At 70.8% G+C, this 17,555-nt stretch carries 15 protein-coding genes; 6 read left to right on the top strand and 9 right to left on the bottom strand.

Features of this window, described 5'->3' with window-relative positions; genetic code table 11:
- Positions 1-112: 112 nt before the first annotated feature.
- Genes V5F61_RS13325 through dsbD form a run of 3 tightly spaced genes read right to left on the bottom strand, consistent with a single transcriptional unit; the run spans position 113 to position 3,422 of the window.
- A complete protein-coding gene (locus tag V5F61_RS13325; protein WP_393988481.1) occupies positions 113-811 on the bottom strand; it encodes a L,D-transpeptidase in 699 nt (232 codons plus the stop codon).
- Positions 812-819: 8 nt separating this feature from the next.
- Positions 820-1,449 (bottom strand): DsbA family protein, encoded by a 630-nt coding sequence (locus tag V5F61_RS13320; RefSeq protein WP_393988480.1) that lies wholly within the window; start codon positions 1,447-1,449, stop codon positions 820-822.
- Positions 1,450-1,472: 23 nt separating this feature from the next.
- Positions 1,473-3,422 carry a protein-disulfide reductase DsbD gene (gene dsbD / locus V5F61_RS13315; protein ID WP_393988479.1) on the bottom strand — a complete coding sequence of 650 codons (1,950 nt, stop codon included), beginning with the start codon at positions 3,420-3,422 and terminating at the stop codon, positions 1,473-1,475.
- Between the two features lie 81 nt (positions 3,423-3,503).
- On the opposite strand from dsbD, the gene V5F61_RS13310 reads away from it, so the two are divergent.
- The 4 genes from V5F61_RS13310 to V5F61_RS13295 all read left to right on the top strand — a co-directional run bounded on the left by V5F61_RS13310 (position 3,504) and on the right by V5F61_RS13295 (position 6,005).
- Entirely contained in the window at positions 3,504-4,166 is a 663-nt protein-coding gene (locus tag V5F61_RS13310; RefSeq protein ID WP_393988478.1) for a response regulator, read from the top strand.
- Positions 4,163-5,470, top strand: a complete 1,308-nt coding sequence (locus V5F61_RS13305) for a sensor histidine kinase (RefSeq protein WP_393988477.1) — start codon at positions 4,163-4,165, stop codon at positions 5,468-5,470. The genes V5F61_RS13310 and V5F61_RS13305 overlap by 4 nt, the downstream gene beginning before the upstream one ends.
- Positions 5,471-5,675: 205 nt before the next feature.
- On the top strand, positions 5,676-5,804 hold the full coding sequence (locus V5F61_RS13300) for a hypothetical protein (RefSeq protein WP_393988476.1): 129 nt from the start codon (positions 5,676-5,678) through the stop codon (positions 5,802-5,804).
- 36 nt (positions 5,805-5,840) lie between these two features.
- Positions 5,841-6,005: a hypothetical protein gene (locus tag V5F61_RS13295; RefSeq protein ID WP_394104046.1), complete on the top strand. Its 165-nt coding sequence runs from the start codon at positions 5,841-5,843 to the stop codon at positions 6,003-6,005.
- On the opposite strand, the gene V5F61_RS13290 is transcribed toward V5F61_RS13295, so the two are convergent.
- On the bottom strand, positions 5,983-6,654 hold the full coding sequence (locus V5F61_RS13290; RefSeq protein WP_393988475.1) for a VIT1/CCC1 transporter family protein: 672 nt from the start codon (positions 6,652-6,654) through the stop codon (positions 5,983-5,985). The two genes, V5F61_RS13295 and V5F61_RS13290, sit on opposite strands and share 23 nt — an antisense overlap.
- 246 nt (positions 6,655-6,900) lie before the next feature.
- Positions 6,901-8,583 carry a methyl-accepting chemotaxis protein gene (locus V5F61_RS13285; RefSeq protein WP_393988474.1) on the bottom strand — a complete coding sequence of 561 codons (1,683 nt, stop codon included), beginning with the start codon at positions 8,581-8,583 and terminating at the stop codon, positions 6,901-6,903.
- Between the two features lie 401 nt (positions 8,584-8,984).
- Here V5F61_RS13285 and V5F61_RS13280 point away from each other — a divergent pair, with 401 nt between their 5' ends.
- Positions 8,985-10,166 (top strand): MFS transporter, encoded by a 1,182-nt coding sequence (locus V5F61_RS13280; protein WP_393988473.1) that lies wholly within the window; start codon positions 8,985-8,987, stop codon positions 10,164-10,166.
- An 844-nt stretch (positions 10,167-11,010) separates the two neighbouring features.
- Here V5F61_RS13280 and V5F61_RS13275 read toward each other — a convergent pair.
- The 3 genes from V5F61_RS13275 to V5F61_RS13265 all read right to left on the bottom strand — a co-directional run bounded on the left by V5F61_RS13275 (position 11,011) and on the right by V5F61_RS13265 (position 13,615).
- Positions 11,011-11,373, bottom strand: coding sequence for a response regulator transcription factor (locus V5F61_RS13275; protein WP_393988472.1), 363 nt, complete (start codon positions 11,371-11,373; stop codon positions 11,011-11,013).
- A gap of 122 nt (positions 11,374-11,495) precedes the next feature.
- Positions 11,496-12,155, bottom strand: a complete 660-nt coding sequence (locus V5F61_RS13270; RefSeq protein WP_393988627.1) for a response regulator transcription factor — start codon at positions 12,153-12,155, stop codon at positions 11,496-11,498.
- Entirely contained in the window at positions 12,149-13,615 is a 1,467-nt protein-coding gene (locus tag V5F61_RS13265) for a two-component system sensor histidine kinase NtrB (protein ID WP_393988471.1), read from the bottom strand. Before V5F61_RS13265 ends, V5F61_RS13270 begins: the two co-directional genes overlap by 7 nt.
- A 430-nt stretch (positions 13,616-14,045) precedes the next feature.
- Between V5F61_RS13265 and V5F61_RS13260 the strand changes: the two genes are divergently transcribed.
- Positions 14,046-14,897 (top strand): AraC family transcriptional regulator, encoded by an 852-nt coding sequence (locus V5F61_RS13260; RefSeq protein WP_393988470.1) that lies wholly within the window; start codon positions 14,046-14,048, stop codon positions 14,895-14,897.
- A 314-nt stretch (positions 14,898-15,211) separates the two neighbouring features.
- Here the strand turns inward: V5F61_RS13260 and V5F61_RS13255 are convergent, their stop codons facing one another.
- Positions 15,212-17,260: a c-type cytochrome gene (locus V5F61_RS13255; RefSeq protein WP_393988469.1), complete on the bottom strand. Its 2,049-nt coding sequence runs from the start codon at positions 17,258-17,260 to the stop codon at positions 15,212-15,214.
- Positions 17,261-17,555 lie beyond the last annotated feature (295 nt).

Below are 17,555 nucleotides of genomic sequence, written 5' to 3'. Positions count from 1 at the left end.
GAGGCGCGGCGTGCGCCTCCTCTTGCAGCGCAGCTACGGCTTGTTCCCGGGCGGCCGTCAAGGGGCGCGGCGCCGTTCCACCCGCAGCAAAGTGGTCGCATCCGGCGTGGGATCAGATCGGCAGCACCACCACCTTCGCGCCCTCGGGCACGCGGCCGTAGAGGTCGATGATGTCCTGGTTCATCATGCGGATGCAGCCGGAGGACACCGCTTCGCCAATGGACCAGGGCTCGTTGGTGCCGTGGATGCGGTAGAGCGTGTCCTTGCCGTCCTTGTAGAGATAGAGCGCTCGGGCGCCGAGGGGGTTCTCCTCCCCGCCCGCCATGCCGCCCGCCCAGGGCCGGTACTTCCGCGGCTCGCGCGCGATCATGTCGTCGGTCGGCCGCCACCTCGGCCATTCCCGCTTGTCGCCCACGCGGGCGCTGCCGGAGAATTCCATGCCGGCCCGGCCCACGCCGACGCCGTAGCGCAGGGCCTTTCCATTCTCCTGCACCAGATAGAGGAAGCGGTTCCGGGGATCGACGACCAGCGTGCCGGGCGCCTGCCCGGTGGGGTCGCTCACTAGCTGGCGGGCGTTGCGCGGCTTCATGTCCTGCGGGTCCACCGCCGGAATGCTGAAGCCTCCATCCCGCGCCGCGCCGTAGCGCTGCGCGTCGGCGGGCGAGAGGCCGGCAGGGCGCGCGGCTGAGGGTGCGTCCGGCCCGCCGGTGACGCAGGCGGCAAGCGCCAGCGGCAGCGCCAGCACGGCGGCGAGCGCGCGAGCGGAAGGGCGGCACGGGGCCGAGGGCGCAACGGGGCGGTCCTTGTCCATGGCAGGCTTCACTCGCCGGTCGCCTGGCGGCGGCGGGCCTCGGCGATGGCGCGCTTGAAGCTCGCATAATCGAGGGTGGAGGCGAGCAGCGGCCCGACGAGATAGGTGGGCGTGCCCTGCAGGCCGATGGATTCCGCCTGGGCGTTGTTGCGCTTCAGCAAAGCGGAGATCTGCGGGCCGTGGAGGGCGAGATCGAGGTTGAGGCGCTCCATGTCCACACCGGAGGACTTGACCGCCTCCAGCATCTGCTCCTTGGGGATCTTGCGGCCGGGGATGCCCATGAGCGCGCCGTGCGCCGCGAAGTACTTCTCCTGGTACCGGGCCGCGAGCGCGAGCTGGGCGCCGTAGACCGAGGCCTCGGTGAGGATGGGCCAGTCCTTGTAGACCACGCGGATGCGGCCGTCCTCCTTCACCACGCGGTCGAGGTCGGGGGCGGATTTCTTGCAGTAGGGGCAGTTGTAGTCGAAGAAGGCGACGATGGTGACGTCGCCGTCCGGGTTGCCCGCCGTGGGGGCGTCGGGGTCGCGGAGGATGGCGTCCACGTCCACCCCCTGGGCCAGGGCCCGCCCGGCGCCCGCCGCGAGGGCGGGCGGCATGAGGGCGAGGGCGGCGAGGCGGATGAAATCCCTGCGTCGCATGCGGGTTTCCTTGTTCTTGAGGGTCACAGGCCCGCCTTGGCGGCGAGGCCGTCGATGTCCTGGGCGGTCAGGGCGCCCACGTGCCGCGTGCCCGGCAGCTCGCGCCCGGCGGCGTCCATGAGGAAGAGGGTGGGCGGCCCGATCACCGAGAAGCGGGACATGAGGGCGCGCTCGTCCTCGCCGTAATCGGTCACGTCGGCCGCGATGCGCGGCAGGCGCGCGATGCGCGTGCGCACGCCGGGCTCCGCCATGACGGCTTCGTTGGACTTGCACACCGTGCACCAGCCGGCGGTGAAGGAGACCAGCACCGGCTTGCCGCCGGCGGCCGCCTCCGCGAGGGCGGCATCGAGCGCGGCGGGGGAAGAGACGCGCGCTTCCTGTTCCGCCTGTGGTACCACGCCGGCTTCCTGCGCCAGGAAGGCGAGGGGACGCAGCGGGTCGCCCGCGCCGCCGGCCGCCCCGACGATGAGCGTGCCGCCGTAGATCAGCGCCACGAGGCCCGCCGCCTTCGCGAGCCGTGTCGCCGGCCCATGGCCGGGCCGGCTGCGGTCCAGCCCGCCGAGGAACACGCCGGCGCCCACCGCCAGCGTTCCCCACAGCGCGAGCGCGGCCGGCGGCGGCATGAGGCGGGTGGCAAGCACCGCCGCGACGCCGAGGAACAGCGCGCCGCAGGCCTGCTTGATGCGCAGCAGCCACGGCCCCGATCGCGGCAGCACCCGCGCGCCGAAGGTGCCCGCGAGGACCAGCGGCAGGCCCATGCCGAGGCCGAGCATGAACAGCGCCGCGCCGCCGCGCGCGGCATCCCCGGTCTGGGCGGCATAGAGCATGGCTGCGGCGAGCGGAGGGGTCACGCACGGGCCCACCACCAGCGCCGAGGCGAAGCCGAGCGCCGCCGCTCCGGAGAGGGAGCCGCCGCGCCCGCGCGGCAGGCGTGCCGCGAGCCCTGAAGGCAGGGCAAGGTCGAACAGCCCGAGCATGGAGAGGGCGAGCATGAGGAACAGCACCGCCATGGCACCCAGCGCCCACGGGGTCTGCAGCGCCGCCTGGAGGTTCGCCCCGGACCAGCCCGCCGCCACCCCGAGCACACCATAGGCGGCGGCGATGGCGAGCCCGTAGGCGGCCGAAAGCGCGAACCCGCGCGCGGGGCCCGGCCGGCTTTCCCCGCCCGCGAGGATGCCGGAGAGGATGGGCAGCATGGGAAACACGCAGGGCGTGAAGGCCAGCAGCAGCCCGAAGCCGAGGAAGGCGAGCAGCAGCGCCGCGAGATTGCCGCCGAATAGAGTCATCGCCCTGCCGGAGGCATCGGCGGGAAAGGGCGGGGCTTCAGCCGCGGGTCCGGCGGCCGGCGTGGGCTTCGGAGCAAATGAGCCCGGCGTGGCCGCCGCCGGGGCGGCCCGGGCCATCGGCGCGTCCGGGAGCGGTTCGCTCGCTCGCGCGTCGCTGTCTGCGGTGGCGCTCCGGGGCGCCGTGGCCGGGCCTGAGGCCTCTGCCGGGCTCCCGCTTCGCGTTCCGCCGGCGAAGGTGCGCGGCGCAGTTGCCTCCACCGCCAGGGTGGCGAGGTCCACCTGCCGCCGCACCACCGGATAGCAGATGCCCGCTTCCGCGCAGCCCTGGTAGGACACCGTGAGCGCGCCCGTGGCGGGCAGGCCGGGGACGCGCGCCTCCGCCTCGCCGTGGTAGACCTCGACGGGGCCGAAGTTCGGGTCGTCCTTCTCCTGGCCGGGGGATGTGAGAAGGGCGACGGGCGCGCCATCCCGCTCGGCCTTCAGGCTCTCGCGGTAGAGATGGGTGCCGGGCGCGATGCGCCAGCGCAGGGCGAGGGTGCCGTCGGCGGCGCGCGCGGCCTCCATGCGGAAGGCCTCGTTCGCCTTCAGCGGCTTCTGGCTGTCGGCGAGGACGCCTGTCGCCCATGTCAGGCCCGAAAGTGCCGCCAGAAGCGACGCGACGATGCGGGGAAGGGCTCTCATCATCATGATGGCCCGCTTCCTCGTTCCTCCAGCTTAAGTGGGCCTTAAGCTGGGGACGGCACGGGATGGCGGAAGGGAGGAACGACCATGCGCATACTCGTCGTCGAGGACGATCCGGTCCTGATGGATGGGCTGAAGGTGGGGCTCGGCCTCTCGGGCGCGACGGTGGACGAGGTGTCCTCCTGCGCCGACGCGAGCGCCGCCCTTGCCACCGGCCGCTTCGACGCCGTGGTGCTGGACCTGATGCTGCCCGACGGCTCGGGGCTCGACGTGCTCGCCGACCTGCGCGCGCGGGACGATGCCACCCCGGTGCTGCTGCTCACCGCTCTCGACGACACCGCCGACCGGGTGCGCGGCCTCGATGCCGGGGCGGACGACTATCTCGGCAAGCCGTTCGACCTCGACGAGCTCGCCGCCCGCGTGCGCGCCATCGCGCGGCGGGGGCAGGGGCGGGCGCGGCCGGTGCTGAAGGCCGGCGCCCTGGTGCTGGACCCCGCCACCTTCTCCGCCACCGTGGAGGGGCGGGCGGTGGCGCTCTCCCGGCGCGAGTTCGCGGTGCTGAGCGCGCTCATGGAGCGGCCGGGCGTCATCCGCTCCAAGGGCGAGATCGAGGAACGGCTCTACGGCTGGCAGGAGGAGGTGGAGAGCAACGCGGTGGAGGTGCACATCCACAACCTCCGGGCCAAGGTGGGGCGCGGCGTCATCGAGACGGTGCGCGGCCTCGGCTACCGGGTGCGGGGGCCGCAATGATCTCCCTGCGCCGGCGGCTGTTCCTCATCCTGCTCGCGGCCACCGGGGCCATCTGGCTGTGCGCCGCGGGCTGGATCTACCTTTCGAGCCGCGCCGAGCTGGAGCGCGTGCTGGACGCGCGCCTGCAGGAGGCGGCGCGGATGGTGCATTCGCTGGTGGCCGACGGCAACATCTCGCCCGCCGCGCAGGCCCCTGCTTTCTCCGAAGGCGGCTATGAGCGCCAGCTCTCGTGCCAGATCTGGTCGCTGGGCGGCAAGCTGGTGGCCCGCTCCTCGGGCGCGCCGGAGGAGGCCCTCGCCGGGCCCGGCGAGGGCTTCTCCCGGCGCGACGTGAACGGGGAGGAGTGGCGCGTCTACACCATCCTGGACGAAAGCAAGGGCGTGCGCGTGATGGTGGGCGACCGGGTCGGCCTCAGGAATCGGCTGGCGCGGGACCTGGTGGCCGGGCTGGTGGGTCCGGTGGTGCTCGTGGTGCCGCTGTTGGGCCTGCTCATCTGGGTCAGCCTCGGGCGCGGGCTGCGGCCCCTGAGGACCTTGGCGCGGGAGATCGCCGCGCGCGACGGCGAGGACATGCGCCCCATCGCCGCCGCCGACACGCCGGCCGAGGTGCATCCGCTGATCGCCGCGCTGAACGGCCTGTTCGGCAAGGTGGAGGCGGCGCGGCGCCACGAGCGGACGGTGACCGCTTTCGCCGCCCATGAGCTGCGCACACCCCTCGCCGGCCTGAAGACCCAGGCCCAGGTGGCCCTCGCCGCCGGCGACGGCGCGACCCGCGAGGGGGCCCTGCGGCAGATCCTCCTTTCGGTGGATCGCACCGCGCGGATGGTGCGCCAGCTTCTGGCGTTGGCCAAGCTGGAGGCCGAGCTGCCGCCCCCCGCCGGCGAGCGCGTGGATGCCGGCCTCCTGCTGCGCGAGATCGTGCAGCAGGCGCCCGCGCGGCCGGGCGTTGAGGTGGCGTTGGATGCGGCGCTGGACGGCTTGCCGCTGCCCGGCGGGCGGGAGGCGCTGCATCTGGTGCTGCGGAACCTGCACGAGAATGCGGTGGAGCACATGGGCGGCGCCGGCAGCGTCTCCTGGCGGCGCACCGCGGACGGCCTGTGCGTGGAGGACGAGGGACCGGGCATTCCGCCCGAGGAGCTGCCGCGCGTGGCCGAGCGCTTCTACCGGGGGCGCCACCGCAGCGCCTCCGGCAGCGGGCTCGGCCTCACCATCGCCAGCCTCGCCGCCGCGAGGGCCGGCGCCCGTCTGCGGCTGGAGAACCGCGCCGACCGGTCAGGCCTGCGCGCCGTGCTGGCCTGGGGGTGAGTCTGCCAGGGGCGTATCAGGAGAGCTGGCCTCTCAATGATGCTGGCCGCGGTGGCGGTAGCGGCCGGGCTAGGCCTCGCCGTCGCAGCTATGCGCGCCGCTTTCCGGCTGCGGCTGGAGCCCCCGGGTGGGTTGGCCGGCTCTGCGTGCCATGTCAGGCTGGGCCTTAGCCCGCCGGGCGTGTGTCAGACAGCCGGCGCCTCAGATGATGCTGGTCACGGTGGCCGAGGCGGGCCGGTTCGGCCTCGTCCTCACAGCCGTAGTGTCTTTATCCGCCAGCGGCTGGGGCCACACCGAGCGGTTCGGCCTGTGCGCCGCGCTGGCCTGGGGGTGAGCTGCCCGGGGCGTGCTTCAGGACAGAGGGCGCTCCATGACCACGCCGGCCACGGTGGCGGAGGCGGCCCGGCTCGGCCTTACAGCTGCCGTGTCTTTGTCCGCCAGCGGCTGGGGCCGCATCGTGCGGCTGGGCCTGTGCGCCGCGCTGGCCCTGGGGGTGAGTTCGCAGGTGCGCGTCAGGAGAGCAGGCGCCCCATGACCACGCCGGCCACGGCGGCCGAGGCGGCGATGGCGAGGGTCTCCAGGGTCGCCCGCAGCACCGGGCGGTGGGCCACAAGGCCGCGCCCCACGCCCAGCGCCACCAGCAGCACCGTGGTGAGGACGAGCGAGGCGATGCGCGCGCTCTCCATGGGCAGGAGGGCGAAGGGCAGGACCGGCGTGAAGCCCGCGAACAGGTCGGACACGAACATCCAGAAGGCGTGGGTGGCGGGGGTGGCGTTATCGTCCGCCTCGTCCAGCTCGGTGCGCAGGCCGGCGGCGGCGCGTGGCGCGCGGGCGAGAGCGTCCGCCACCCGCGCCACGTCGTCCTCCGCCATGCCGCCGCGCGCTAGCGCGGTGGTGATGGCGGATGTCTCGACGCGTGCGGCCTCCGGGTCGAGGGAGCCTTCCCGCCGCGCGCTGCGGGCATCACGCACCGATTCCGCGTCGAGATAGCTGCCCGCCATCATGGAGACAGCGGCGGCCGCCGCGCCTGTGGCGCCGGCAATCAGCACCGTGCGCGGATCGTCGGTGCTCATGGCGACGCCGAACACGAGGCCGAAGATGGAGACTGTGCCGTCCTCCATCCCGAACACGATGTCGCCGATGGAGGCCTTGAGGGAGGCGAGGACGCGGGAGGCTGCGGACATGGAGATTTTCCTTCCGGCGGCCCGCGCCCCACCGCCCTTGAGACCGCGAGGGCGGTGGGCACGCTTGCTGCCCATGGCATCGATCCACCGGTTTCCGCGATGCTTTCCAGCGCTCCGGTCCGGCCTTTCGGCAGCGGCGGGTGCGCACATCAAGCCCGCAGCCCGCCGCGTGGTGGTTTCTCGCTTCACCCTAAGCGCGGCGGCCGGTGCCGCGCTTTCTCGTTGGAACGCTGTTGTCAGCTCGCCTCAGGCCGCCGCCGCGAAGCTGGTGACGAAATCGTCCACCGCCTGCCGCAGTTCGTGGGCCTGGTCGGAGAGGCCGCTGGAAAGGGTCATGAGCTGGGTGGAGGCGGAGCCGGTCATGCCTGCCGCCTGCCCGACGCCGGAGATGTTCTGCATCACCTGATGGGTTCCCGTCGCCGCCTGCTGGCAGTTCTGGGCGATTTCCGAGGTGGCGGCGCTCTGCTGCTCGATGGCGCGGGAAATGGCTTCGGCGATCTCCCGGACCGTTCCGATGACACGGGCGATGCCGCTCACGGACTGTACTGAGCTGTCGGTCGCTTCCTGGATCTCTCCCACCTTGGTGCGGATGTCTTCGGTTGCCCGCGCGGTCTGCGCAGCGAGCTCCTTCACCTCCGAGGCGACCACCGCGAAGCCGCGGCCCGCCTCGCCGGCCCGCGCCGCCTCGATGGTGGCGTTGAGCGCGAGCAGGTTGGTCTGATCAGCGATGGACTTGATGAGATTGACCACGTCGCCGATGGCGGCGGCGGCGGTCGCGAGATCGGAAATGCGGGCGTTGGAGGTTTCCGCTTCCGTGAAGGCGCTGTCGGCGATCCGTACGGAGGTGGTCACCTGGCTGTTGATCTCGTGGATGGAGGCGGCCATCTCCTCCGAGGAGGCGGCCACCGTCTGCACGTTGGAGGAGGCCTCCTCGGCCGCGCCGGCCACGGCCTGTGCCTGGCGCGAGGTTTCCTCGGCTGTGGCGGAGAGGTTGCGCGCCGCATCGGCCACTTCGCGCGAGGAGGTGGCGAAGCCCGTGGCGAGGCGCTGCATATGCTCCACGAAGCCCTTGGCAAGCTGCTCGCGGCGGACGACAGCCTCGTGCTCGGCCCGCTCCTGCTCCGCCTGCTGCTGCTTCAGCCGGTCACCCTCCCGCATCCGGTCGCGCATGTAGACCACGCTCTTGCCGATGGCGCCGATCTCGTCGCGGCGTCGGGCGGTGGTGATGTCCACATCGAGATTGCCGTCGCCGATGGCCCGCAGCTCGCCGGAAAGGCGCTCCAGCGGCCCGAAGATGGAGCGTGAGAAAAGATAGGATGCGGCGCCCAGGACGATCAGCACCAGCACGATGATGGTGCCCAGCACCCGAAGCTGGGCATAGAAGGCGCTGTCGATGTCGTCCACATAGACGCCGCCGGCGACCACCCATTCCCAGGGCGCGAAGCCCATCTCGAAGGAGATCTTCTGGCGCGGGGTGGGGTCGTCGCCGGCCCTGGGAAAGTAATATGTGGTGTAGCCGCTGCCGGCCTTGCCGTGCGCCACCTGCTGGCGGGCGAACAGCGTGCCGTAGGCGTCCTTCTCCCCCGAGGCGTCCTTGTTCTCGCGGTCGGCGCGGGTGCCGTGCAGCACGGTGGTGCTGTCGAAGCTGTAGACGAACAGGTAGTTGCCGCCGTCGAAACGGATGGCATGGATCATGTCGGCCGCGCGCTCGTGCGCCTCGGCCTTGGTGAGGCGGCCGTCGCGAACCGCCTGATCGAGCCCCTTGAGCTGGGAGACCGCAGCCTCGACGATGTGCCGGATCTCGCCCTTCCTCTCGTTCATCATGCTTGAATACAGGTCGACCAGGAACACGGCGGTAATGGCCACAAGGCCCGCCATGAATGTTGCGACCAGGAAGAGAAGGCGAACCTTGAGCGAGAACGAACTCATGCCAGATGACCCCCATCAAGACATGCGGTTACGTTCGATTCATGGAACGGGCGCGCTCGAATGTATAGCCGTAAAGTGAGAGGCGGAGGTCTTTGGTTAGCGGGCGTGTCGATGTGGCCAAAAATAAAAATGGATAAAACCGTCAAGTTATACTTTAGGTGGCAAGGAGATGTGTCGGCTTCGCGACAAGCTCCTCTCGGCGGTAATGCTCACGTCTGCGTATCTGGGATTGTACACGCCTCGCTGCGCCGATGCGCCAGCGGCAGGAATATACCATGCAACCGCGTGAATGCCGTGCGAAGAGGAAGACAGCGGCCACCGGCTACGGCATCTTCGGCTCTCCTCAAGCCGGGGAGCAGCGCGCATCGCGCCCGCAGCCGCCGGCCCCACTGGAGAGCGAGATGACATCGCGCGAGACGCCGGCCCCCACGGCCGGTTCGGGCGCCACCCTGGCCATGGCCGCGGCGGCGGGCATCGCCGTCGCCAACATCTATTACAACCAGCCCATGCTGGCGGTGATCGAGGGCGAGCTGCCCGGCCGCCTCACCGCGGCCATCCCCACCGCCACCCAGCTCGGCTATGCGGTGGGCCTGTTCCTGCTGGTGCCGCTGGGAGACCTCGTGGAGCGGCGGCGGCTGATCGTCGTGCAGTTCATGGTGCTGGCCGCCGCGCTCGTGGCGGCGGCCGCCGCGCCGAACGCTTTGGTGCTGGCGCTGGCCTCGTTCGCGGTGGGCCTCGCCTCCACCGTGGCGCAGCAGGTGGTGCCGCTGGCCGCGCACCTCGCCGCGCCGGAGCGGCGGGGCGCGACGGTAGGCATGGTGATGGCCGGGCTGCTGAGCGGCATCCTGCTCAGCCGCACGCTGGCCGGCTTCGTCGCCACCCACGGCGGCTGGCGCGAGATGTTCTGGGTGGCGGTGCCCATGTCGCTTGCCGCCGGCGGCCTCATGGCTGTGGTGCTGCCGCGCAGCCGGCCGGATGCCGGGCTGTCCTATGGCTCGCTCCTGGTTTCCGTCGTCGGCCTGTGGCGCGAGTTCCCGCAGCTTCGCCTCGCGGCGGTCACGCAGGCGGCGCTGTTCGGCGCCTTCACCGTATTCTGGACCGTCCTGCCCTTCCGCCTCGCCTCGCCGCGGTTCGATCTCGGGGCGGATGTGGCGGGGCTGTTCGGTCTGGTGGGGGCTGTGGGCATCCTGGTGGCGCCGCTGGCGGGGCGCTTCGCGGACCGGCACGGCCCCGCGCGCGCGGTGCTGCTCGGGGTGGTGGCCACGCTCGCCTCCTGGCTGCTGTTCGGCGCCTGGGGCGGGATGGCCGGGCTGGTGGTCGGTTGCATATTGCTGGATTTCGGCATCCAGGCCGCGCTGGTCTCCCATCAGCACATCGTCTATGCGCTGCGCCCCGAGGCGCGGGCGCGCATCAACACGGTGTTCATGGGCACCATGTTCATCGGCGGCGCGCTCGGCTCGGCACTCACCATGCTGGCCTGGGCCGAGGGCGGCTGGCCCCTGGCGTGCGCCCTCGGCATCGCCTTCGGCGCCGTCGCCACGGCCCTTCAGGTGCACGCGCAGCTGCTGCTGCGCGGCTCCTGAAGACGGGCCGGGGGCCGGCCTCTCCCGGCGCCGCGTGTGGCTTTGGGAGGAGCCGCGCCCGGCGCTCGGCGTCGTCGGTCCACACCTCTACCGGGCTGGCGGTGGCGACCTCGTCGCGGGCCCCATGTACTTCGCGCAGGAACGTGACGAAGCCCATCGCTGGGCGTGGCGAAATGGGTGTCGTTGTCCGCGCCGCACCGCAGGCGCCGGATGGGGCCGATGGAGCACAGGGTGCTGCCGCCCGCCTTCCGCGCCCGCCCGGCGATGTCGTCGGTGACGGCGAAGACCTGCACGCCCTGCCCGTCGGGCAGGAGGTGGTCGTCGCGGACGTGTGGGCCGGACATGGACCAAGGGAAGTGCTTCGTCTTCATGCGGGGGCGAAGGCATCGGCGGGGAGGCCGGTGAGGGCGGCGGCGATGCCACCGATGGGCGTTGGGGCCGAGCTCGGTGGGCATGCGCAGGGGGCCCCGGCGCGCCTTGATCGCTTGAATATCCGTGGCGGTTCACGGCCTTGCCCCCCGGCAGGATCGATCTCCCCATGACCGGGAAAAGCATCCGCCCACGGTGCCCTTGTCGATGGACAGCGGGAGCATTTGTAAGCGAGGTGGCTACCGGTTCGCGTCGGGAAGATGCGTCGTCTCGATGATCCGGAGTGTTGCCGCGAACCCATGTGGACGGAAAATGCTCCGGAAGAAGGCCAATCCGCTCTGAATTGAACTGTCATGCCTGCCGCACATGCGAGGGTTTGGCCGGGTCTTAGAGCGGTGGCGGTTCAGTTTTGCTCTCCGCTGCACGGGCTGGATCAACGGCCTGTGAGAAAAGCTCGCGGCCTTTGATATTACGCTCAGCACCCACCGGCGTTCAGGGCTTCGTCGATGCAGGCGATCATGGTGCTGCCGTCGAACGGCTTGGCGAGGAAGCCGAAGGTGCCGGCCCCGTCCACCTGCCGGCGGATGCGCTCCTCCGGGAAGGCGGTGATGAAGATGAGGGGGGTGAGATCGCCGCGCGCCCGCAGGTGGCCCTGCAACTCCACACCGGTCATGCCGGGCATCTGCACATCGGTGATGACGCAGTCAGTGTGGCCGAGAAGCGGTGACCTGAGGAAATCCTCGGCCGAGGCAAAGGCCTTCGCGCCGAACCCCAGAGATCGCACGAGGCTTTCAGTGGCGACGCGAACGGATTCGTCATCGTCGATGATCGTGATCATCGGGGCAGGGGACACTTCGATCTACCTCAAGACTTTTCCTCCGGCGCGGCCTGCTCCGGGGGACTTGGAGCGACTATAGCTTCGAACAGCGCTCCGGATGAATCATACACACGTTTGCCCGCTCACCCTTTCGCGGGTCCGAGGCCGAGCGCCTCGGCCATGCGCACCAAATCGGCGAGGGTGCGTGCCTCCATCTTCCGCATCACGTTGCCGCGGTGGATCTTCACCGTGATCTCGCTGAGCCCCACCTCGGCGGCCACCTGCTTATTCATGAGGCCACGGGTGACGAGGGTCATGATCTGCTGCTCGCGCGGGGTGAGGGCCGCGTAGAGCCCGTCGAGGCGGGAGGCCGTCCGGCGCGTCTCGCGCCGGGCCTCGTCGATCCTGATGGCGGCGGCGACCGCGTCCAGCATGTCCTGGTCGCGGAAGGGCTTGGTGAGGAAGTCCACCGCTCCCGCCTTCATGGCGCGCACGGTCATGGGGATATCACCGTGCCCGGTCATGAAGATAATGGGCATGTCGTTTTCGGTGCGGCCGAGCTGGGCCTGGAAGTCGAGCCCGCTCACCCCGGGCAGGCGGATGTCGAGCACCAGGCAGCGCGGCGCGTCCGGAAGTGTCGCCGCCAGCAGCTCGGCGGCCGAGGCGAACAGCGCCACCTCCAGTCCCACCGAGCGGAACAGGCTGGAGAGGGCCTCGCGCAGCGAGGGGTCGTCGTCCACCACGATCACCAGGGGATCGCGCGCGGGCGGCGCGGAGCGGGGAGGCTGGGGACGGTTCACGATGCGCGGTCCTCGGTCGCGGGGAGGGTGAGGGTGAAGCGCATGCCGCCGGCCGCCTCGCGGGTGGCGGCGATGCGTCCGCCGTGCGCGTGCACGATGGAACGGGAGATGGAGAGGCCGAGGCCGATTCCATCTCTTTTGGTGGTGTAGAAGGCGTCGAACAGCACCGGCAGCGCCGCCTCGTCCACCCCCGGTCCGGTGTCGGCGACGGTGATGGCGATGCCGCCCGCGCCGTCCGCTCCCGGCGCCTCGGGCGCGATGCCGATGGCGAGCCGGCGCCGCTCCGCCGGCACCGCATCCATGGCCTGGATGGCGTTCAGCGCGAGGTTGATGACCACCTGCTGCAGCTGCACCCGGTCGCCCGGTACCGGCGGCAGGCCGGCGGGCAGGTCGGCCTCCAGCCGCACATGGTGGTTCGAGAGCTCGCGCTCGATCAGCGTCAGGGCGTCCGCCACCATCTCGGCGGCATCGAGCGGCAGGTGCTCGGGCTCGGCGCGCCGGGCCAGGGCGCGCAGCCGCGCCACCACGTCGCTGGCGCGCCGGGCATCGGCAATCATGCGCCGCACGGTGGCTTCCGCCTCGCCGAGGTCCGGCACCGCGCGGCCGAGCCAGCGCAGGCAGGCCTCGCCATTGGTGACCACTGCCGCGAGGGGTTGGTTGACCTCGTGGGCGATGGAGGCGGTCAGCTCCCCCATGGTGGCGACGCGGGTGACGTGGGCGAGGTCTGCCTGGGCCTGATGCAGCTCGTCCTCGGCACGCTTGCGGCTGGTGATGTCGCTGTTGGTTTCCATGGTGGCGGCCGGGCGCCCGCGCTCGTCGCGCCGGAGCGACCAGCGGCTCATGGCGGTGACGGCGCCGCCGTCGCGCCGGATGTGGAGCAGTTCCCCGTCCCAGCGGCCGGTCCGCAGCAGCTCGGCGCGGATCGCCGCGCGCGGGGCGGGGAAGCGCGTGCGCAGCAGAACCGCCGCCGGCTGGCCGAGGGCCTCCTGCCGTGACCAGCCATAGAGCTCCTCGGCGCCGCGGTTCCAGTAGGTGATGGTGTCGTCTGGCGCGCGCACGAAGATGGCATCATGGGAAAGATCGAGCAGCGCCGCTTTCTCGCGCAGGGCGCGCGTCGTCGACTGGTTGCGGAGCGACAGCAGGGTGGCGACGCTGACGGCCGCGAGGCTCACCACGCAGCGCATGGCGGAGGCGAGGTCATAGGTGTGGGTGTGGGTAATGGCGAAGCTGAGCAGCGTAAGCGCGATGCAGGTGCCGGCGATCAGCAGCAGGCCCCGCTGCTCCGCGAAGCCGGCGGCGATGAGCACCACCACCACGTAGAGCACCGCGATCGCCATATCGAGGGGTGAGAAGGTGTCGATGAGGAAGATGGCGGCCGCCAGCATCGCCACGGCCGCCGGCCCGAGCCGGTGGCGCACGCCGCTGTCGTCGGCCACGGGGGCGGAGCCTTCCCAGGATGACATGCGATGCCTCTCTCGCGTCTCGGGCAAATCTGTTGGACGTGCGCAGCGGCTTGGGTTCGAAGTCACGATGAAAACTCGGGAGACCATGCGGGATGAACGGCGATCCCTCGCGCGTGGTCTCGGCCAAATGCGGTTGCCGGCGCCCCGGCCGGGCTGACGCAGGGGCGGCCCCACCATGGCGGCCGGAGCCGTCCCGCCGTCTATCGCGATAGCACGGCGGCGCCTTGCTGGAACATACCTTGGTATGGGGCACCCAACCTCATCATATGCATCGCGAAACGCAGGTAGAATGGAGGCCGAGGGGGCCGCTGCTAGTCTTTGGGCATCGCCATTTCCGGGAGTTTCCGGCCGCCGCGGCGCAGGATCGCCGCTGGCCCGCCGGGCTTCCAGATGGCCATTCAGAGCCATGAAGACCAGAGGGGTCCGGTCCATGCCCGTTTACGCCCAGCCTGTTCCCGCCGCCGATGCCGCGTGCCTCCTCCCCCCGCCCTTTCCCTGCCTGGTGCCGGATGCTGCCGGGGACGGTGGCGAAACCCTGCGGCTGCGGCTGGCGCACATGGGGGTGGAGATCGCCATCAGTTCCGGTTCCGGTGGCGGGGAGGCCCCGCAGATCGCCCGCGCCGAAGGGACGCGGACGGGTGAGACCATCCACTTCCGTGTCGGCGCGGGGGAAGCCGCCCGGCTCGTCGGCCCGCACCCGGCCATGGCTGGCGACGCGGTGGTGGAGACCTTGTCGCGCGCGCTGGCCGCCGCCGAGCGCAGTGCCGATGCCTTCGCCGGCCTCTATGCGGATGCGCTACGCCTCGCGGTGGTCGCCCGCATGCTGGGGCGGGCGCGGTTGCAGGCGGAGCCCGCCGCCGGGCAAGAGGTTGAGCTGCCCGCGTCTTCCAGCGCCGCGCCGGAGGCTCCGCCCGCCATCGGGCCGGAGCAGACGCCGCGCCGGCCTCGTTCCGGCCTCGTGGCATGGCGGCTGAAGCGCGTGCTCGCCTTCGTCGACACGCACCTTGCCGAGCCCATCTCCCTGGCCGACATGGCCGCCGCCTCCGGCCTCAGCCGCATGCATTTCGCGGCCCAGTTCCGCGTGGCCACGGGCCTGCGACCGCGCGCGTTCCTGCTGCGGCGGCGCATCGAGCTGGCGCAGCGCATGATGCGGGAAAGCCGCGAGCCTCTGGTGCAGATCGCTTTGGCGGTGGGATTCCAGACCCAGGCCCATTTCACCACGGTCTTCCGCCGCTTCGCGGGCGACACGCCTCACCAGTGGCGCTGCGCCAACGGGGCGTGAGCGCAGGACCGTCCCGGCTTGCCGAGACACGCGGCCGGCCGCGCCGCCTCCTGTTCGCCATGTCCGCGGTGGAATTGGCGGCTGCACGCGGTTTTCGGACGGTAGCAGGCCGCCTGCGCTCATGGGCGCACATTCACCGGCATGCCGCGCAAGGAGCTGAAGGAGTGGCCGGGCCCTTGGGCAAAGGAGCGCGGGCGCGATCCCCCATCCCCGGCGGGCAGAAAAAAGCGCCCGGGCCGTGGGGGCCGGGCGCTTCATGATCAGGAGAGCCGCCGTTGCTCCGCGCCCTCCGGGGAAGGCGCGGAGCAACGGGGTCAGTAGCGGGCGTCGGCGGGCTTGCCACCCTTCGGCCAGTCGTTGACCTTGGGCGCGAAGTCCGGCCGCGGCATGTGGGTGAAGAACTCCGCCACGTCCACCGCGTCCTGGTCTGAGAGGCCGCCCTGGCCCAGCGGGAACTTCTCGTGGAAGCCGATGGGCATGTTGCGCTTCACGAAGGCGGCGGCGGTGTAGGTGCGGGCCATGCCGGCGCCGATGTTGAAGGACTTGTCGCCCCACAGCGGCGGGTAGACGAAGTTGCCCTTGGCGTCCTGCAGGCCCTCGCCGTCGGCGCCGTGGCAGACGGCGCACTGGGCCGCGTAGACCAGCTTGCCGTTCTCCACGTTGGGCTTGATCTTCTGGTCGATCTTGCCGACGCCACGGCCTTCCACCTTGTCCTCCGGCTTGGTGGCGCCCTTCATCCAGTTGAAGTAGGCGAACATGGCCTTCATGTCCTCGCCCTCCTTGGGCAGGGCCTTGCCGTTCATGGAGCGCAGGAAGCAGCCGTTGATGCGGTCCTCCAGCGTGATCTCACGTCCGGCGCGGGGCGCGTAGCTCGGGAACATGGCGGAGACGCCCACATAGGGCGAGCCATCGGCCACGGTGCCGCCGTTGAGGTGGCAGCTCGTGCAGTTCAGCACGTCGCCCACATTCTTGGGCAGCAGGGTGTGGGTCTCGGTGTTGAGGCGCATGCCCCACACCAGTTGCTTGGCGTTCGGCTCGTTCAGCAGGTTGGCGAGGCGCGGCGTCTCGAACTTGGACATGTCGATCTTGGGATCGATGAGGGCGCGGGCCTTCTTCACCTGCTCGGTGGTCACGGCCGGAGCCGTGTTGCCCCAGTTCGAGCGGACGAAGGTGAGGATCTCCGCCACCTCCTGGTCATCCAGCCGGGCGAAGCCGGGCATGGTGAACACGCGGGGATAGGCGTTGGTCTCGGCCGTCTTCCAGCCGGTGAGGGTGATGTGGATCAGGGTCGCCGGATCATCCGACATCACGGTCGGGTTGCCGGCGAGCGGCGGGAACACCTTGGGCACGCCCGCGCCGTTCAGGCGGTGGCAATCGGTGCAGAACTGCGCGTAGGCGAGGCCGCCGCGGGTGGTGAACATGGCTTCCGGCACGGTGTCGTTCACCGGCAGGGGCGTCACCTCGTGCGGGTGGGCCGTGGGCAGCGACTTCAGGTAAGTGGCGATGGCGATCAGGTCATCGTTGCTGAAGTGCTGCGTGGAATTGTGGATCACCTCGGTCATGGAGCCGGAGACGGTGGCGAAGCGGTTCTGGCCGGTCTTCAGCAGCTCCACCGTGTCGGGCACGGTCCACAGGTCGCGCAGGTTGATGGCGTTCCACTCCTCCACCTTGGCGCCGGAGACGAACTTGTCGCCGTGCGGACCGCGCCCGGACATGGCGACTTCCTGGAACCCGATGCCGCGCGGGGTGTGGCAGGCGCCGCAATGGCCGAGGCCCTCCACCAGATAGGCGCCGCGGTTCCACACCGCGTCCTTGGTGGGGTCGGGCTCGAACCCGCGGTTATCCATGAAGGCCTTCTGCCAGAAGGCGAGGCCCCAGCGCTGGTTGAAGGGGAAGGAGATGCCGAGCGGCTTGTTCGGCGCCGCCACCGGCTCCACGCCCTGCATGAGGTAGGCGTAGAGGGCATACATGTCGTCCGGCGCCACCTTGGCGTAGGAGGGGTAGGGCATGGCCGGGTAGAGGTGCCGGCCGTCCGCCGTTACGCCGTGGCGCATGGCGCGGTCGAACTCGCCGAAGCTGTACTTGCCGATGCCGTCCTTGGCATCGGGCGTGATGTTGGTGGAATAGATCACGCCGAAGGGGGTCTCCAGCGGCAGGCCGCCGGCCATGGGGTGGCCGCCCGGCGCGGTGTGGCAGGCCACGCAGTCACCCAGCTCGGCGACATATTTGCCGCGCGCGATCAGGTCGGCATCCGCGGTCTTGGGCAGGGTGCGGCCGGCGTTCTCGACCGGAGGCGGCGTCACCACCCACCAGAACACGCCCGCGCCCACAATCACCGCGGCAGCGGCGAGGGCGCCAACCACTTTCCATCTCGATCTGCGTGTGCCTGAAACGTCGCTGTCCATCGCAAAGCCTCCGGGTGCGGGCGGCGGCGGCATCGGGGCGCTTCGCTTCCGGAGAAACGCGGGCCGATCACGCCCGCGGGCCGGCTTCAATGCATCCGACATCCGCCACCGCGGCGTACCTGCCGCCGACATTGGACGCGGAATGTATCGTCGCATTGACGTGCCGCAACTGTGGAATGGCCCCTCCACGTGGAAAACTCCGTGCGAGCCACGTGAAATGCTGCGCTGCAGCCATCTGGAGCCATTCCATTTT

It is taken from the genome of Xanthobacter sediminis (assembly GCF_043195015.1).
GTDB lineage: Bacteria > Pseudomonadota > Alphaproteobacteria > Rhizobiales > Xanthobacteraceae > Xanthobacter.
The sequence above is the reverse complement of the archived record's forward strand: the minus strand, read 5'-3'. Positions and strand labels throughout refer to the sequence as shown.

Bases quoted from the DNA above. Each gene is read 5' to 3' on its own strand.
- V5F61_RS13325 (WP_393988481.1), bottom strand. From the start codon at position 811: ATGGACAAGGACCGCCCCGTTGCGCCCTCGGCCCCGTGCCGCCCTTCC.
- V5F61_RS13320 (WP_393988480.1), bottom strand. From the start codon at position 1,449: ATGCGACGCAGGGATTTCATCCGCCTCGCCGCCCTCGCCCTCATGCCG.
- dsbD (WP_393988479.1), bottom strand. From the start codon at position 3,422: ATGATGATGAGAGCCCTTCCCCGCATCGTCGCGTCGCTTCTGGCGGCA.
- V5F61_RS13310 (WP_393988478.1), top strand. From the start codon at position 3,504: ATGCGCATACTCGTCGTCGAGGACGATCCGGTCCTGATGGATGGGCTG.
- V5F61_RS13305 (WP_393988477.1), top strand. From the start codon at position 4,163: ATGATCTCCCTGCGCCGGCGGCTGTTCCTCATCCTGCTCGCGGCCACC.
- V5F61_RS13300 (WP_393988476.1), top strand. From the start codon at position 5,676: ATGATGCTGGTCACGGTGGCCGAGGCGGGCCGGTTCGGCCTCGTCCTC.
- V5F61_RS13295 (WP_394104046.1), top strand. From the start codon at position 5,841: ATGACCACGCCGGCCACGGTGGCGGAGGCGGCCCGGCTCGGCCTTACA.
- V5F61_RS13290 (WP_393988475.1), bottom strand. From the start codon at position 6,654: ATGTCCGCAGCCTCCCGCGTCCTCGCCTCCCTCAAGGCCTCCATCGGC.
- V5F61_RS13285 (WP_393988474.1), bottom strand. From the start codon at position 8,583: ATGAGTTCGTTCTCGCTCAAGGTTCGCCTTCTCTTCCTGGTCGCAACA.
- V5F61_RS13280 (WP_393988473.1), top strand. From the start codon at position 8,985: ATGACATCGCGCGAGACGCCGGCCCCCACGGCCGGTTCGGGCGCCACC.
- V5F61_RS13275 (WP_393988472.1), bottom strand. From the start codon at position 11,373: ATGATCACGATCATCGACGATGACGAATCCGTTCGCGTCGCCACTGAA.
- V5F61_RS13265 (WP_393988471.1), bottom strand. From the start codon at position 13,615: ATGTCATCCTGGGAAGGCTCCGCCCCCGTGGCCGACGACAGCGGCGTG.
- V5F61_RS13260 (WP_393988470.1), top strand. From the start codon at position 14,046: ATGCCCGTTTACGCCCAGCCTGTTCCCGCCGCCGATGCCGCGTGCCTC.